This window comes from Deinococcus hopiensis KR-140 (assembly GCF_900176165.1).
GTDB lineage: Bacteria > Deinococcota > Deinococci > Deinococcales > Deinococcaceae > Deinococcus > Deinococcus hopiensis.
Map to the genome: position 1 here is coordinate 121,326 of NZ_FWWU01000010.1, position 14,861 is coordinate 136,186.

The window sequence follows — 14,861 nt, forward strand, 5'->3', positions numbered from 1 at the left end:
ACTTCTTACCCGTGAGGGCAGCGCTGCTCTACCGAGCGCCGCAGCTGGAGTGTGCCGATGAGGACCGTGCTGCTGACGGGCGGATCAGGTCTGCTTGGCCAACGAGTTATCCCGCATCTCCTGTCGCACGGCGCCCAGCTGCGCCTGATCAGCCGCCGCCCGGGCCGGGAAATGCCGAGCGTAACCTGGATCCAGGGCGACCTGCGCGACCCCGTTGCCTGCCAGCAGGCCCTGGACGGCGCGGACACCCTGTTGCATCTGGCGACCCAACCCCTCAAGGCCGGTGCAGACCTCGCCGTGGCCGATACCCTGTTCCCGGCCCTTTGCCGCAGTGGGGTCCAGCACGTGGCGTACATGAGCATCACTGGCCTGGAACGCATGCAGGGTGCCGCGTACTACCGCGAGAAGCTGGAAATCGAGCAGCGGCTCAAAGGCAGTGGGGTGCCCTTTACCATCCAGCGGTCCACGCAATTCCATGAATTCGTCGCTCAATTGCTGCAGCAGCTGACCCTGGGCCCGGTCACGCTGGTTCCGGCCGGTGTGATCCTGCAACCGGTCGGGGCACAGGTCGTCGCCCAGCGCCTGGCGCAGCTCACACTCGGTGAACCGGCCGGCCGGGTGCCCGACCTCGCTGGCCCGGACGCCGCCAGCCTCACGACCCTCGCCCGGCAACGGCCGGGCCGGGCTGGTCAGAACGCCGTCATCCCGCTCCCTCTGCCGATCCCGCTGTTCCGGGCGTGGCAGGGACGGGCCGCGGTCGCCAGCGACGCCGAGGTCGTTGGTGAAGGCTGGGCGTCGTGGCTGACCGCCTCCCAGCGTGAAACCACAGGGGCCACATCCGCATGACTCCTCGTGTGCGTTTGCTGATTCCTTTGGCCCTGACATATCTGGGCGCCACCTCCCTGCTCGTCGGGGTCTGGGCCCAGTTTTTTCCACGTGCATTCTACGACCGGTTCCCTGGATTCGGCGTGTGGGTGGCCGGCGACGGACCTTACAACGAACACCTCGTGCGTGACGTCGGCGGTCTGAATCTCAGTCTGGCCGTGCTCGCCTGGTTCGCGTGGCAAAACCCGGCGCGGATGGACGTCCGCATCGTCGGCTGGACTGCCCTGATGTACGCCGTCCCGCATTTCGTCTACCACGCCAAGCACCTGCACACCCTCACGACCCACGCGGACGAACTCAGCAGCCTGGTTGGCCTCATCACCGCCGCCGCGTGTGCGCTCATCCTGACCCGCTCCGCCCCACGCTGACCGGGGGAAAAAACCCTCAGGACCCGCAGCGCCCCGGGTGTCCTCAGCACCACGGCCCTTCACCAAAGAAGGCTGACATGAATACGCCGTTGCGCCGGAACAATTCAGACCCACCCGAGTTTCGGAACGTTGCCGCACTTGGCGCTCCGCAGGCTGCGCCCGAACTCCTGGCACGGCTCCCCAGTTGGCTGCTCTCTGGAGCTCCTGCGCGGTTGGCTCCGGTCACCCTCCTGGAATGGGCGACGCCCCACCTTGCGCGGGCAATGCGGGTGAATGCCCCATTTGTGACGCCCCAGGCAGACATCACCTTGCGAACCTGCAGCACAGGCCGCAGTCTTACCATCCTCCGCGGCGGCTACCTCACGACGTGACGTTCCGTACCGACGTGCGATCCGGCATGCTGGTCTACACCGTTACGCCGCGCGGCCCCAGGCCCCGCGGCAACGTGGTCTACATCCACGGAGGTGGATGGGTGAATCAGATCCTGCCGCTGCACTGGCGGCTCACTGCGCAGATCGCGGCAGAGGTCTGCACGACCGTCACCGTCCCGATCTACCCGAAGGTGCCTGGCGGGACGGCCGACACGGTGGCCAGGTCGGTGGTTCAACTGGTCCTGGACAGCATCTGCCAGGGCGAACCCACCGGACTTTCCGGGGACTCGGCGGGTGGTCAGATCGCGCTTTCCGCGGCTCTCGTGCTCAGAGGCGACCACGGCACCGTGCTGCCCCAGACCGTACTGATCTCACCCGCACTGGACCTGACGTTCACCAACCCGGATATTGCGAGGGTTCAACCGCGGGATCCGCTGATCGCCAGCGAAGGTGCAGGGGTCTTCACCCAGTTGTGGCAGGGGCAGCTCCCGCTGACCGACCCGCGGGTTAGCCCCCTGTTCGGCGACCTCAAAGACCTCGGTCCAATCACAGTGCTGTCCGGAACGCACGACATTCTCAACCCGGACGCCCGACTGCTCGCGCGGAACGCGAAGGACGCTGGAACGGCCCTTGAACTCATCGAGCAGCCGGGAGGCCTGCACGTCTATCCGCTGCTGCCCACCCGCAGCGGTCGGGCCGCGTGGGCATTTATCGTGGAGCGGTGGCAGATGGCCTGCTGTCCGTGAGGTGAAACGCGCAGCCAGCAGCGGTCCCGTCGGCACTATGGCTTCGTCGGCGCCGAATTCAGCGCATCGGCTTCTGCGCCTCCGGTGGACGCGGCTGGCGATCATCATGGGGCTGTAGTCCAGCCGTCACCGCTTTTCCTGCTCGGGCTGGCCCGTTATTTCATCGCGGATGAACCAAAATCCTCATACCGTATCGTGCGGACAACATGCCGCGCCGTACGGGGCGGAACTGGAGCGTGAGCGCTCCCCTTGCCCCCGTTCCCCTTGCAGAGTTCAGTCACGCGCGCTTTTGACCCGGTCCGCCGGTTGAACACGGTCCGGTGGTGACCGGACGTCTCTACTACGCGCACCACCGCATATGGGCGCAAAAGGCAGCCCCACGATCGGCACCTGCAACCGCACGCGCTCTCCCCATCCAAAGACCATGTGATCCGCGAGGATAGGCGGCCTGCAGAGGCAGAAGTTGCGCCGTGATGGGGTCGCAGGAACGGGTCATCTGCTGCCTGCCCACCCCGGGCAAACGGTCTGGCCGCGCGCTCCCTCTGGGCAGGGGGGTTACTGGCGGAGAGAAAGCCGGTTTGGCGCAGTGGACCTGCGCTTTGTCTGGGAGATCCCTTCAGTCAGGCCCGGGAAGCCAGTTCTTCCAGGCGTGCCCGGGCGCGGGCTCCCAGGGCCGCCGGGTAAGCCGCGTCGTCAGGACGACCAGACGCGAGGGGCAGGGCCGGCGCCAGAGGAGCACCGATCCGGTGATCCCCGTCCAGTCCGAACCGTCCTCCAGGGTCTTTAAAGGTGTTCCCAGCACCGTGCAGTGCTCCCACCGATGCCCCCAAAAGTTGTGCGCGGACATCTTCCTTTCGGCAGACGCGCGTCCCCGGTGCGAACGTGAAGGTAGAACCCTGCTGGTCAACCTCTGTGACGCTCACCACGCCGGTCCCTCCTCAAAGTCCAGGGCGAGAGGCGCAGGGCTTCTCAGGTCCAGCGGGGTGCCTGGCGGACATGGAAAACTACCTCTATGCACCCTGCCCGCGTCGAAACGCTGAATCTCACGGACTTGACCCATACCCTCGATTACGCAACAGGCACCCCGCCCGTCACGTACCGCCTCGACTGGGCGCACCTCTCTCCCACAGGGCTGCACGTCGCCCGGGCATTTCACCAGCACCCGGACATCACGCACATGGAACGCCACGTCCTGCCGGAGTACGGTTTGCTGATCAACCGCTACACCGGCACTGGATGGGCCGCACAGAACCTCTATTACGTCGATGTCGCCGCCATCACGCCCGGGGACACGACCTGGGTCACCCGCGACCTGTACCTCGACCTGACCGTGAGTGAGAACGGCACGGCGGAGATCGAGGACACCGACGAGTACCTCGGTGCCATCCGCGAAGGCCTGCTGACGCCAGATGAGGCGGAACACGCCCTCACCTCCCTGCACCGCCTGACCAACGGCATGCTCCAGCACGGCACGCTCAACAGATGGCTGGAAAGCCTGGGCGTCACGCTCACCTGGCGTGGCCCAACGGCTTTCCAGACGCAATAACTGGGCATGACGCGCGCCGCTTCCCTCGCAAGCGGTCGACCCGACAAAGCCCAGATCCAGGCCTTGAACGCCAAGGTCAAGCCATGTTGTACCCGGGGCCTGCTGCACCGGGCCATCCCTACATTCTGTTCGTTGAGGGACAACACATTCGCGGCGGCAGGTATGAACTGCGCGACTCCGGTGCGGCATCCTGAAGCAGAATCGGTTGTGGCAGTTCCTGAAGCGCCCGGCCATTCCACCGACGAACAATGCAGCGGAACGGAGTCCGCGGACGGTAGTGATGGCGAGGAAGGTCGCGCAGTGCAGCAAGAATGCAGAGGGCGGGCAGACGTACATGCGGATCAAGTCCACTGTGGAAACCGCGCATCAGGCCGGTCAGGACCGTGACGGGGTCCTGACCGGCCTGATGCGCTGACCGGGTGCTCAACCTTTCGGCCGGGCACCCGATGCCCCGCTAACCACAGACCGCTCATCAAATACATTGGCGCGACTGCTCAGCACGGCAGCCCGTCTGCTGAGCAGTCGCGAAATTACTTCCATCCTCTCTTTATTCCATACCCGTGGCCGTCAGGCCAGTGCGCCGAACCAGAGTTCCTCTACCAGTTTCCCGGTCGATCCAGATCAGGGCTCCGGCCTCCGTCATCCCGTACAGCATCTCCCCTCTGAACGTGAGGCCATACACCTGGCCAAAGCCGATCAAACCCACTGGGGTAGCCTCTCCTGTGGAGACATTAATGGTGACGAGTTGATCACTCGTTCCAGCCAATACTGAGGCATACAACGTACCATCATGACTGAACGCGAGGTCTCCGGCTATAGCTGGCGTCGTCTGGCCGGTTCCAATCTGCGTTGTCTTACCCGTCCCCTGATCCACTTGATACAGGCGCCCACTTCGGCTCCCTGCGTAAAGATGCCCTCCGAGATCAAAGGCGAGCGCAGTCATGTCGGCGACCTTCAGAAGACCCTGGAGCGTGTCCCGTCCTGTTTGCATATTGAGCACATGTAAGCTGGAGTTCGTTATGGCGTACATCGCGCCGTTTTTAGGATTGCGGGCAATATCCGCAAACACAGTTATTCCGTCCGGGGGAAGCGGAAGCGAAAGGTCTGGCCCAGTGGCATCAAGGGCCACCATGGACACACCTTGTTGTCCGGTCGCGGCGGCACGCACGAAAGGCACAGGCCCTGGGTTTGGAGTCGTGTGCGGCAGCGACCCACAGCCGACCAACGTCAGCAACAGAAAGGGAAGCCAACGAGAGGTGCTCAGCGTTGAGGGGGGTTTCAGAAGATAAAGCATTGAACTCCTTTTCGCGAATCATCACAGCGAGGAACATGGACCTGAGCAAAGCCAGATCTCACGTTGAGCGACTTGCGCTTTTGCCTCTACCCTCAGGCAGACGCTCAGAACACACGGGTGGTCAGGAGGCGTCTACCCCGCACTTCAGGCCGCCACCCTGTGCGCTGTGGCGAGCAATCTGCGTCCCACCGCAGACCACCGACGCTGCGGTAGGTCCTTACGCCCGGAGCAGAGGTGTCATTCCACTGTCCTGACCGATCAACTCAGCCTGGAATTGGAAGTGATCGGGGTCCACATGCCGCCCTCACCGCTGGCGAATGGAGCGTCGGCCGAGGCGAGGGCATTGGGATCAACTGCAACCAGGCACATCTTCAAGCCGGAAATACACGGGAATTCCCCGCTCACGGGCCAAACGGACGTCGTTGTCTGCTCCCTTGGATTCGCCTTCCAGGCGCAGCACGGCGTGACACAGTTGAATCAACCGCCCGGCCGTAGGGTGCAGAATCCGGTCATACAGCGCGTCACCCACTTCCTTCCCTCCGGCGACGTGCCAGATTGGCAGTGCCACCCACTCGCCGATTATGGGCACATGTCCGGCTTGAAACAACGGCCAGGACACCTCTTCCAGTCGGCGCAGGTTGGCAGCCATCTTCTGGGGGTCATCGCCAGTGCCGCTGCGGTAAGGTCCCGCGATCAGGATCAACATGGACTTGGTCTGGGACATCTCGGAAACCTCCTGGGAGCCGTAAAGCGGCTCACCCGATGAAAAGGTGTAACTGGGCGTATTGAAGCAGCATGATCGTCTTGCCATCTATGATTTCGCCCGTCTGAATCATTCCTAGCGCTTCGTCAATGGAGAACTCCAGCACCTCAATGTCCTCGCCTTCCGTCTCGACACCTCCGCCGGCCCCTGCTTTAGAGTTGGGGTCGTACTCGGCGACGAAGAAGTGCAACTTTTCGGTGACTGAACCTGGGCTCATGTAGGCTTCGAACACCTTCTGTATGTGCTTGACCCTGTAGCCGGTCTCCTCCTCGGTTTCGGCCTTGATCCGTTCTTCTGGAGTGGCGTTGTCGAGCAACCCTGCGGGCGTCTCGATCAGCAGCCCGTGGTGGCCGTTCACGAAGGCCGGGAAACGGAATTGTCGAATCAGGATGACTGTCCGCTGCGCGAGGTGGTAGAGCAGGAGGGTCGCACCGTTGCCACGGTCGTAGGTTTCCCGACTCTGGCGCTGCCACGTGCCATCGTTGCGCCGGTACTCGAAGGTCGTCTTCTTGAGAACGTACCAGTCATCAGACAGCATCTGAACGTCGTGAATACGAACTCGCTCGGTCGTGTTCAAGGTGGCGGTGTCCTTTCGTGGGCGGAGGGTCTGGCCGCTCTCCCTGGTCCCACCTTACCCGGAAATTTCGTGCAAAGTCAAGAAATACCGTGCAAATGGTATATTGGGGGAAAGGAGATTTCGTGCTGACCAGCCAACGTAAGCAACACCTTCTCAGCCTCCTGCGGCGTGATGGGCAGATCGTGGCGAAGGCGCTCAGCCAGGAGCTTGGACTGTCGGAGGACACCATTCGGCGTGATCTGCGCGAACTTGCAGCTGAAGGGCTCGTGCAGCGGGTCCATGGTGGAGCCCTGCCCGCCTCGCCAGCCGCGGTGAACTTCACAGCCCGCCAAGACCTGGCTTCAGAAGCCAAGGTGGCGGTCGGGCGCGCCGCGGCACGCCTGGTGCAGCCGGACCAGATTGTAATTCTGGATGGAGGTACGACAGCCGTCCAGGTCGCGCGCCACTTGCCGTTGGACCTGAAAGCGACCGTGGTGACGCACAGCCCGACCATCGCCGTGGAACTTGCGCAACATCCAGGGGTTGAAGTGGTGCTGATCGGCGGACGACTGTTTAAGCATTCTGTGGTGGCGGTGGGGGCGGCGGCCATCGAGGCCATCGGACACGTGCGCGCAGACACCTACTTCATGGGGGTGACCGGCGTGCATGTGCAAGAAGGCCTGAGCACAGGGGACCTGGAGGAGGCCCACGTCAAGCGTGCGCTGAGCCGCCGAGCGGCGGAGACGGTCGTGCTGGCGTCGAGCGAAAAGCTGGGAGTTGCCTCGCCCTACGTGATCGCCTCCATCAGCGAGGTAAGCGGTCTGGTGGTGGAACAGGACGTACCGGAGGATGTGACCACACCATACATTGAGCTGGGCCTGTCCATTATTCGGGCTTGAAATGTTGTTTCAAACCCTTGGAGCAAGGAGGGCCACAAAGGCCTGCTGCAAACCGGGCAGGATCTGGCCTGGTCAGAGTAAACCGGAGCCGCGGCAACTTGTGAAAAAAGAAGGTAACTACTCAGCATGTGACAGCCTGTCGCGCTGGTTGGTCACAGATTGCCTTTCCTCAGGTACATTCGTCGTCATGCAGTCTCCCCACAAGCTTTATGGCAGAAGCTGACGATACGGCTAAAGCCAGCACACCTGGAATTCTACTGGTAGCTGGAAATGACATGGCTGCTCGCTCTCCACGCGGAAGCCCTGGAGGCCTGGTGCCCAGGGCTTGCGCCAGCTCTCCTACCACGTGCATGCATTCCCTGCGTCCACCGGTGGAAGGTGCGGGTCAACGAGCTGGGGCGGCCCTGCCCAGACTGACATCCTGCAGTTGAGGTTGTGAAAGGAGGAAGTGCGTTGTGGAAGGCATCGAGGGCCTCTCGCTCCAGTTGAAGTGCTTAACGACGCACTTCTGGAACGAGCGAGAACCGTACGGTTCTCGCTCAGTCGCCCCAGTCAGGCCGCGTTCCTGGTGTATCGATGGGCAGGTCAAGGTCCTGAAAATGACAGAGGAGGAAGGCCATCCCCGAGAGGCACCACCAGCGCAACACTCCCTGCTGACTGTGCTGGGCGAAGCGTTCAAGGCCGAAGCGTCCCTTCACCGTCTTGAAAAAGGCTTCTATCCGCAGGGCGGCGCTTTTTCACCCGTGCCAGGTACTTGCCCCCCAGGTCGAGATTGGACCTCACGAAACGTTGTTCCGGTGCCTTGTTGCGGTGGAGCCACACCCAGGAAATGCACATCACCTGGTCAAGCCCTGTGGGCCTGAGCAGGCTGCCGCGGACCATCAGATGACGGACTTGCCGCCCATCCTCCAGTTTCCAGGTACAACGCACCCCCACCACAATGTCGAGGCCCCGATTCAGCACGCTCCGGATGAACTCGGCACGCTCAAAGCCCCCGTCCGCGTGCAGACGAGGCCGACGTTTCCCCTTCAGCAACGTCGCAGGGACGGTTCGGAGCAACTTCAGGGCGAGTTGTGCGGGGGAAGGGGTACCCTTCCCCCGCCAGACTTGAAAAGCCCAGGGTAGACGAAGCTCCCCACAGCGCAAGGACAACACCACCAAGTGAACGCCGTGGTAGGTGTGGACCCCATCGGCAAGTTCGCTGAACTTGCCGGTCTTTTCCAGATGGGTGAGACCCACCAGCAGTTCCAGCCGGGGGCGCTGATGGGGTTGCTGTCGCCACAGGTCCTGCAACGTCTCTCGAGCGTGCTGACGCGTGACTTGGCACAACTGCCGGGTGTTCCAGCCCGCATGGCTGAGAAAGCGGCTGAGGGCCGAGGGGGATTTAACCGTAGCGCGTTCCGGCAGAGGTCTGCCGGAACCATCCAGCAGCAGGTCGAGAAAGACCTCGAAGGATTCCCGGTGCTGCTTGCGGAAAAAGCAGGGCAGGATGTCAGAATAAAGTCGTCTGGAACGCTGTCCTTTTGGGTTCACACCCCTCTATGGGGCCAAAAGCGCGTTTCAGACGACCTTTTCTAAAACTGCAAGATGTCAGTTACGCATCCTGGCGCGGCTCCCCTAACCCGTATCTCAGCGCAGGGCGGCCCTGTCAGGGCAAATTGCAGTGAGGGGTCCACCACCCGGACACGTCGGGAACCAGGGCGGAGCTGCCCTGGAGTTGAGAGGCGAAGCGGCAGCAGGCCCCCCTCCCTGAAGACCTGCTTGGACTCAAGCGCCGCGCCAGCAAACGCTCCTTTTCGGTGCGATACCGATTGGAGAAGGGAGTCCAGGTACTTCCCTGGTCTGACCCCTCACACTGGCAGCATGCCTGACCTGCAGTTGGCCCTCACCGACCTGTATGCCACCCTGGGTGATTTCCTTGACCGCAACCGCGAAGACGGGGTGTTCCACGCCCAGGTCGGCGGCCCAGGCAGCGTCCCCTGCCTCCAGGACCTCGACGTGCCGGAACTGCACGTCGCTCTCCTCCCCGACCCCATCACGGCCGCTCAGGCGCAGGCGCTTGAGACTTTGGGCTACCGGCCACAAGGTCTGCACTGGCTCCACCCGGCGGGCTGGCGCCTGGTCCTGCTCGACGAAACAACCAGTTGGCGTGCGGATCAGCACGCTCTCAACGCCTTGCTGGCCGCCGACCCGGATGCGGCGGCAGCGTACGCGCAGGTGTTCCGGCGTGAGGGACGTGAAGAGGCCGACGCGGTCTTCCGCGAGCGGGCGACCGCCCATCACGCCCGCGTCACGGGCTTTGAGCGCGCCTGTACTGCCGCGCAGGTACTCGCCCCGCTGGACTTTCCGTGGATGTTCGCGGGCGGCGTTGCGCTCGACTTGCACGTCGGCGCCGTGACCCGTCCACATGAAGACCTGGACGTCGTTGTGCCCCGTGACCGGCAGGCGGAACTTCAGCAGCATCTGCAGCGCCTGGGCTGGCGTCTGGACGTGCCGGTGAACCGCAGGTACCAGCCTTGGGTGACGCCCCTGATTCCGCCTGACTTCCAGGTGCATGCGCGGCACCCAGACCTGCAGGAAGTGATGATGCTCGATCTCATGCTCACCGACCTCAGCGGCGGAAACTGGAGGTACCGCCGCGACCCGGACATCACCCTCCCTCTGGAGCAGGCGAGGTGCTACGGGCCGCACCATCTGCCGTACCTGACGCCGGAAGCCGCGCTGCTCTTCAAGGCCGGCCGACCAGGGTCACCCGTACGTCCCAAGGACCAGCGGGACTTTCTGCGGCTGCGGCCTTACCTGACCGCCGCACAACAGGCCTGGCTGAGCGCCCGGATTGGAGCGACTGTTCCAGGGCACCCGTGGACTGCACAACTGAACGCAAGTGGCGGCCGCTGACCTCAGCGTCGAGCGCGGGAACTGCTCAGCACAACAGTTGGTGTTGTGCTGAGCAGTTACAAAAGAAGAAGGCGACCGCTCGGTCGCCTGAAGAGGTGTGGGCGATTGGAGTCGAACCAACCCGGGGGCCTACTTCCGTCCCACTCGCACGTTCGTTTTTGAGAAGGTGAACGCTTCCCTTCGCGGATGAAAAAGTATGGCGTGAACACCTGGAGAGCCTATAAGACAACGTTTTCGCTGTCTTTGCCCTGCCTGAAACTTTTTAACCATCGTTCGCCACAGGACTGTCATCTGGCCCGTGTCTCAACGAAGAAGGCAACCGAAGGGGTCGCCTTGATTTCTACAAGATACCCCTAGATACGCCTAAAGTCAAGCCTATGCGTTGCGCTCTGTTCCTACCGAAAACCACGCATCGGCGTGGGACCCATCTGGAGGACAGCCCCGCCACCTCGAACCGGAGGGGGTTGCGTGGGGATCAGGCTGACAAGTGGCTCAACGCCAGGTCAGGTGGGCTGTCGGGGCCGGCGTTTTCGGGAAGCGACCGTGCAGGAGACTGCCCGCTTCCGTCACCACAGGTGGAGGAGGTTGCGCAAGGCGTGCGTGCACTCCGCGAGACCGGCCGCCAACGTCAGTCGAGCCAGGCCTGGAGAGGGCGCCGCGATTTCTGCCCGCACAACCCCCGTGGGGTTGCCAAGCAAATTCATTGCGCTTTGCTTCTGGAAGGGTCAAGACAGGAACTGACTGGTACCGGTTGAGGCTAGGCGAGGGCGTGGATGTCCTGCTGCTGTTCGGCATACACCTTCAAGCCTCCGGCCAGCACCACGCTGACGAGCGCCAGCAGCAGGGGCAGCGCAAACGCCGCTTGCAGTGTCGAGGCGTGAACGACCATGCCCACCAGAGGTGGCCCGGCCAGAAAACCACCGTAAAAAATGCCAGTCATCAGAGCAACGCCCCGCGCTTGCCCCACCTGCCACGCCGCGCTGAACCCCAGCGGAGCCAACACGGACAGCCCCAGGCCGACCAGTGCGAATCCCATCAAACCCAGGAAAAAGGCCTCCCCCGCCCACTGCAGCGCGAGGAAACCCACAGTGGCCAAAAGGGCTGCTGCTGTGGCCAATCGGCTGCGCCCGAGCGCGGCACTCAGGCGGTTGCCAAACACCCGGCCGACCACCATCATGACGGCGAAGCTGGTAAAACCCACACTGGCAGCTGAGGCGGGAACATCCAGAATCCCCTTGAGATAGACCACGGCCCAGTCGTTGACGGCGCCTTCACATAAGGCGGCGCTGAACCCGGCCACGAGAATCAGGCACAACAGGAGGCTTGGACGCCCCCGCTCATTCGCTGTGGACCCAGACGTAAGGCGGCTTGGGAGCGGCAAGGCGAACGCACCTCCAACCAACCCAACCAGCAAACTGATGGTGCCCAGGTGCCCCCCCAGAGAAACGCCCTGCGTGAGGAAGAAGCCTCCGGTGACCGCCCCCACGAGTGCTCCTACGGAGAATGCAGCGTGAAAGCCTGACATGATGGGGCGCTGCAACTCGTCTTCAAGCCAGGTGCCAGTGGCGTTCAGGACCAGGTCAACGCCCCCGAAGCCAATGCCGTAGACCAGGAGGCCGATGACCGCGAGCGGGACGCTTGGACTCCACGCCAGGCCGAGGAGTCCAGCACTCATCACCGCGATACTCAGCAGAACGGCTGTTTTTGCGCCCCATTTCCGCAACACCCCGCTTACCGGCGCAAGTGCCAGGACGTTTCCCAGCATGATGGCGAACAGCAGTCCAGAGAGGTGCAAGGGGCTGAGTGAAAGGCGCTCCTGAACAGCTGGGATCTGCACGGCCCACGAGGAAAAGAGGAGGCCATTCAGGAAAAAGAGTGCCCAGATTCGGGGAGCAAGTCCAGGGAAAACAGCCGGTATAGAGGTGGTATGGGTCATTCCATGCTCCCTTGCTCGAGATGCTCCGCTCTGGTCAGCGGTTGCCGTTGCGAAGCCAGCCCGTCTTGTACGTTCCTACACCTGTGCTGTGGCCGGCGGAATGCGGCGGACCACTCATGTGGGGTTGGTGCTGGGTCAGGGAGAAGACCAAAGCGAGTGCAGCCACGTGAAATTAAGAACTTCACTCGGGGGGATTGGTGCCAGCGTGTGTGCACTGTGTGAACTTCCTGGCATACCTTAACAAATTCTAAGGCTTTAGAAGGAGGGTGGGTAGGCAGCGGCCGAGCCACAGGTCCTGCAGCCACGTCATGAGGAAGCCCGGATGGGTGTCTACAGATGCCTTTCTTGAACCGGCGCCAGTAAGCAACTGGGCGGGATGATCACCGCGGTGGCGCAGCCCCTGCAGACGGTGTTGCCTGCCGTGGAAGGCACCGAACGACCAGGACGGTCATGCCGGTCAGGAGCAGTTCGCCCCTCAGCCCGTACAGTGCGTCCCGCAAGGCACCCCACGTTCTTCCTGAGGGCGCCCACGCTTCCGCTTCTCCTGGTCGTCCCTCCCTGCGAGGGGGCCAATTTCCCTGTGCCCCGTCACCGGTTTGTCATCCGGCGACTTATAGGGTGGGCCCGAAAGAGAGGTCGCCCATGCCGTCCCCCAATCTCCCTTCCGTTTCTAAACGTTCAGAACAGACGGTCTCCAACCGGCCGGCACGGTCCATGGCGTCATGGACCACGCTCCCGTTCTTCCTCGTGACGCTCAGCTCCGCGTCGGCCGGCGGTGCCGGGGGTCCGGCGGTCACCGCCCCTCCCACTCAGGTCCTTGCAGCAACACCCGCCACCGTTGCCAAGGTGTTCGGTACTGCTGGGTACCGCGTGACCGTTTCCCCTGCCTCGGGGAACGAGGACTTGAGTTTTACCCTGGTGGCGGGGAAGTACGAACTGGGCATGTGGTTCAGCGGGTGCGCTGGTCAGGGCATCGATGACGCCTGCCTCCGGGTCACAGCCAGCATCTACGACGGTCCCGATGCCGTCAAACTCACCGTGGAAGACGTCAACCGGTGGAACACGCATCACTACACGCATGCGTACGTCCTCGAGGACAATACGTACGTTGACAGCAGTTTCATTCTGCGTGGCGGTTACACCAAAGCCGCTCTGCTGGCCTGGATGCAGGCTTACCTGGATGATCTCGGCGACTTCGAGGAGGAGTTCTTCAAGTAAGCTTGCTCTCCCCCGTCTCCATTCCCCAACTCCACATCCCTGGTGGGCACGGCCCGTACCGCGCGCCTTGCAAGGCTCACCACGTTCAGGCTGAGTGTCGCTAGGACTTCCGCATTTCTTGAGCGCTCTGCACTTGCGCCCGGCTCCGGCACCACGCCCAGTAGGCCGGTGCTGGGCGCAATGTCCGCAGGAAAACGCTGGTACGTTGGAACTGCCTTTTTTCCGTGGAGTGCGAATGACGCCGGGCCTTTGCGGCGGCTGTGGCCCTGCTGTGCGGTTCCGCGCTGGCCCAAGGCGTACCGGGCACCAGCAAGGCGTTTTCCACCTCGGCGTTTTGCAGGTCCTACCGCTGGACTTCGCTGGACAACAAAGATGGCCCAGGCCACGCCACCACCCCCCGGGGAGATACAACGAGGTTCGGTGACGTGGTGCTCGTCGCCCACGCTTCGCCCGGTCCCGCGAGCAAGGTCATCTCCATGGCCCTGCCGGTCAGGCAGGCAGACCTGCGCCACCTGAGCGAAGACGCCTGAGGACTGCTACGGCAGGGATGGCAACCTGGTAGCTATCAAGAGCGTCATCGTGGGCGGCAAGCGGATTCCCCTCTGCTGCGGTGGCGCGGAGGGCACGATGCCGTGGAGATTCAGCAGCAAATAGGTACACCTCGGCCAGGACCGGTCGAACAGGAGCTGTACGCGTGGACACCCACGTGGCTTTGGCCTTCTGCTCAGCGGTAGAGTCGGAACGCCACGCGGCGCGCGTTGGTGTATTCGCCGTAGGAGTTGACGCACGAGAGGGTGAAGCGGCCGACCGGCACCTTCACCTCCACTTGCTGGCCGTCTGCCTCGCCACAACGCCCCTCGAGTTGCCGTAACGTGGCTTCGGAAACCGCGCTACCGGCTGCGAAGGTAAACGTCCGCGAGAGAAGCTTCAAGAGGTAAGACCCTGGATACAGAAGGGTGTCTTGCGCTCCCTGCGCGTACCCCAGTGACGTCACCACGTTGTTGACGCGAATCACCGAGAGGGTCGGTCCGGCTTCAGGAATCTCCCCTGCCTGAGGAGCGCGCTCAGGCGCGAGCGTATAACGGAAGTCCACCACTCCGCCGCCCAGCGACTCCCGGGAACTGAGGCTGCAACGGTACGTACGGCACAAACCGCTCTCGAAGAATGATCCGGGAGTTCCCAGAAGCGGGACGGCGGAAGCGACGGAGCCGAGGGACAGCAGCAGCAGGAAAGACCGCTTCATGACGCTCCTTATATTGCATTACACCGCCAACCTTTGGACGTGCAAACGTCCCTCATCCACGCCTGGGCGCAAGTCTTGCAGCCCTCGTCCCCTCAAGCGTCCAGTCCTGACTCACGTCCCCTTCGTCACAGTCTCAAT

The 14,861-nt window shown here is 62.9% G+C and carries 17 protein-coding genes; 10 read left to right on the forward strand and 7 right to left on the reverse strand.

Translation table 11 applies throughout. The features are described 5' to 3' along the window. Window positions 1–57 precede the first annotated feature (57 nt). From B9A95_RS34290 to B9A95_RS29225, 4 genes are all read left to right on the forward strand, one after another. Window positions 58–846, forward strand: coding sequence for an SDR family oxidoreductase (locus B9A95_RS34290; protein ID WP_084051137.1), 789 nt, complete (start codon window positions 58–60; stop codon window positions 844–846). Continuing rightward, window positions 843–1,253 (forward strand): hypothetical protein, encoded by a 411-nt coding sequence (locus B9A95_RS29220; RefSeq protein WP_139807140.1) that lies wholly within the window; start codon window positions 843–845, stop codon window positions 1,251–1,253. Before B9A95_RS34290 ends, B9A95_RS29220 begins: the two co-directional genes overlap by 4 nt. A gap of 77 nt (window positions 1,254–1,330) precedes the next feature. Then, window positions 1,331–1,624, forward strand: coding sequence for a hypothetical protein (locus B9A95_RS34295; RefSeq protein ID WP_170928846.1), 294 nt, complete (start codon window positions 1,331–1,333; stop codon window positions 1,622–1,624). After that, window positions 1,621–2,370, forward strand: coding sequence for an alpha/beta hydrolase fold domain-containing protein (locus tag B9A95_RS29225; protein ID WP_170928847.1), 750 nt, complete (start codon window positions 1,621–1,623; stop codon window positions 2,368–2,370). The genes B9A95_RS34295 and B9A95_RS29225 overlap by 4 nt, the downstream gene beginning before the upstream one ends. Window positions 2,371–2,990: 620 nt before the next feature. Here the strand turns inward: B9A95_RS29225 and B9A95_RS29230 are convergent. Further along, complete coding sequence (locus tag B9A95_RS29230) at window positions 2,991–3,296, reverse strand: hypothetical protein (RefSeq protein WP_084051139.1); 306 nt, start codon at window positions 3,294–3,296, stop codon at window positions 2,991–2,993. Window positions 3,297–3,382: 86 nt separating this feature from the next. Here B9A95_RS29230 and B9A95_RS29235 point away from each other — a divergent pair, with 86 nt between their 5' ends. Together B9A95_RS29235 and B9A95_RS36455 are read left to right on the forward strand one after the other, a co-directional pair. Continuing rightward, window positions 3,383–3,916 carry a DUF402 domain-containing protein gene (locus tag B9A95_RS29235; RefSeq protein WP_084051140.1) on the forward strand — a complete coding sequence of 178 codons (534 nt, stop codon included), beginning with the start codon at window positions 3,383–3,385 and terminating at the stop codon, window positions 3,914–3,916. A gap of 205 nt (window positions 3,917–4,121) precedes the next feature. Further along, window positions 4,122–4,331, forward strand: coding sequence for an IS66 family transposase (locus B9A95_RS36455; RefSeq protein WP_084051141.1), 210 nt, complete (start codon window positions 4,122–4,124; stop codon window positions 4,329–4,331). Between the two features lie 132 nt (window positions 4,332–4,463). Here the strand turns inward: B9A95_RS36455 and B9A95_RS29245 are convergent, their stop codons facing one another. The 3 genes from B9A95_RS29245 to B9A95_RS29255 all read right to left on the reverse strand — a co-directional run bounded on the left by B9A95_RS29245 (window position 4,464) and on the right by B9A95_RS29255 (window position 6,550). Beyond that, window positions 4,464–5,048: a DUF6923 family protein gene (locus B9A95_RS29245; protein WP_170928849.1), complete on the reverse strand. Its 585-nt coding sequence runs from the start codon at window positions 5,046–5,048 to the stop codon at window positions 4,464–4,466. Between the two features lie 511 nt (window positions 5,049–5,559). Further along, window positions 5,560–5,934, reverse strand: coding sequence for a hypothetical protein (locus B9A95_RS29250; protein ID WP_212648414.1), 375 nt, complete (start codon window positions 5,932–5,934; stop codon window positions 5,560–5,562). 31 nt (window positions 5,935–5,965) lie between these two features. Continuing rightward, window positions 5,966–6,550, reverse strand: coding sequence for an NUDIX hydrolase (locus tag B9A95_RS29255; protein WP_170928850.1), 585 nt, complete (start codon window positions 6,548–6,550; stop codon window positions 5,966–5,968). A 122-nt stretch (window positions 6,551–6,672) separates the two neighbouring features. Here B9A95_RS29255 and B9A95_RS29260 point away from each other — a divergent pair, with 122 nt between their 5' ends. Then, window positions 6,673–7,428: a DeoR/GlpR family DNA-binding transcription regulator gene (locus tag B9A95_RS29260; protein WP_084051144.1), complete on the forward strand. Its 756-nt coding sequence runs from the start codon at window positions 6,673–6,675 to the stop codon at window positions 7,426–7,428. A gap of 675 nt (window positions 7,429–8,103) precedes the next feature. On the opposite strand, the gene B9A95_RS34300 is transcribed toward B9A95_RS29260, so the two are convergent. Further along, window positions 8,104–8,961, reverse strand: coding sequence for a transposase (locus B9A95_RS34300; protein ID WP_170928851.1), 858 nt, complete (start codon window positions 8,959–8,961; stop codon window positions 8,104–8,106). A 330-nt stretch (window positions 8,962–9,291) separates the two neighbouring features. Between B9A95_RS34300 and B9A95_RS29275 the strand changes: the two genes are divergently transcribed. Further along, window positions 9,292–10,326, forward strand: a complete 1,035-nt coding sequence (locus tag B9A95_RS29275) for a nucleotidyltransferase domain-containing protein (protein WP_170928852.1) — start codon at window positions 9,292–9,294, stop codon at window positions 10,324–10,326. A 757-nt stretch (window positions 10,327–11,083) separates the two neighbouring features. Here the strand turns inward: B9A95_RS29275 and B9A95_RS29280 are convergent. Continuing rightward, window positions 11,084–12,262 (reverse strand): MFS transporter, encoded by a 1,179-nt coding sequence (locus B9A95_RS29280; protein WP_342744632.1) that lies wholly within the window; start codon window positions 12,260–12,262, stop codon window positions 11,084–11,086. Window positions 12,263–13,009: 747 nt separating this feature from the next. Here B9A95_RS29280 and B9A95_RS29285 point away from each other — a divergent pair. Continuing rightward, window positions 13,010–13,480 carry a YbjN domain-containing protein gene (locus B9A95_RS29285; RefSeq protein WP_245808574.1) on the forward strand — a complete coding sequence of 157 codons (471 nt, stop codon included), beginning with the start codon at window positions 13,010–13,012 and terminating at the stop codon, window positions 13,478–13,480. A gap of 260 nt (window positions 13,481–13,740) precedes the next feature. Further along, window positions 13,741–14,010 (forward strand): hypothetical protein, encoded by a 270-nt coding sequence (locus B9A95_RS29290; RefSeq protein ID WP_084051149.1) that lies wholly within the window; start codon window positions 13,741–13,743, stop codon window positions 14,008–14,010. A gap of 194 nt (window positions 14,011–14,204) precedes the next feature. Here B9A95_RS29290 and B9A95_RS29295 read toward each other — a convergent pair whose 3' ends face one another. Further along, a complete protein-coding gene (locus B9A95_RS29295; protein ID WP_084051150.1) occupies window positions 14,205–14,723 on the reverse strand; it encodes a hypothetical protein in 519 nt (172 codons plus the stop codon). Window positions 14,724–14,861: the final 138 nt, after the last annotated feature.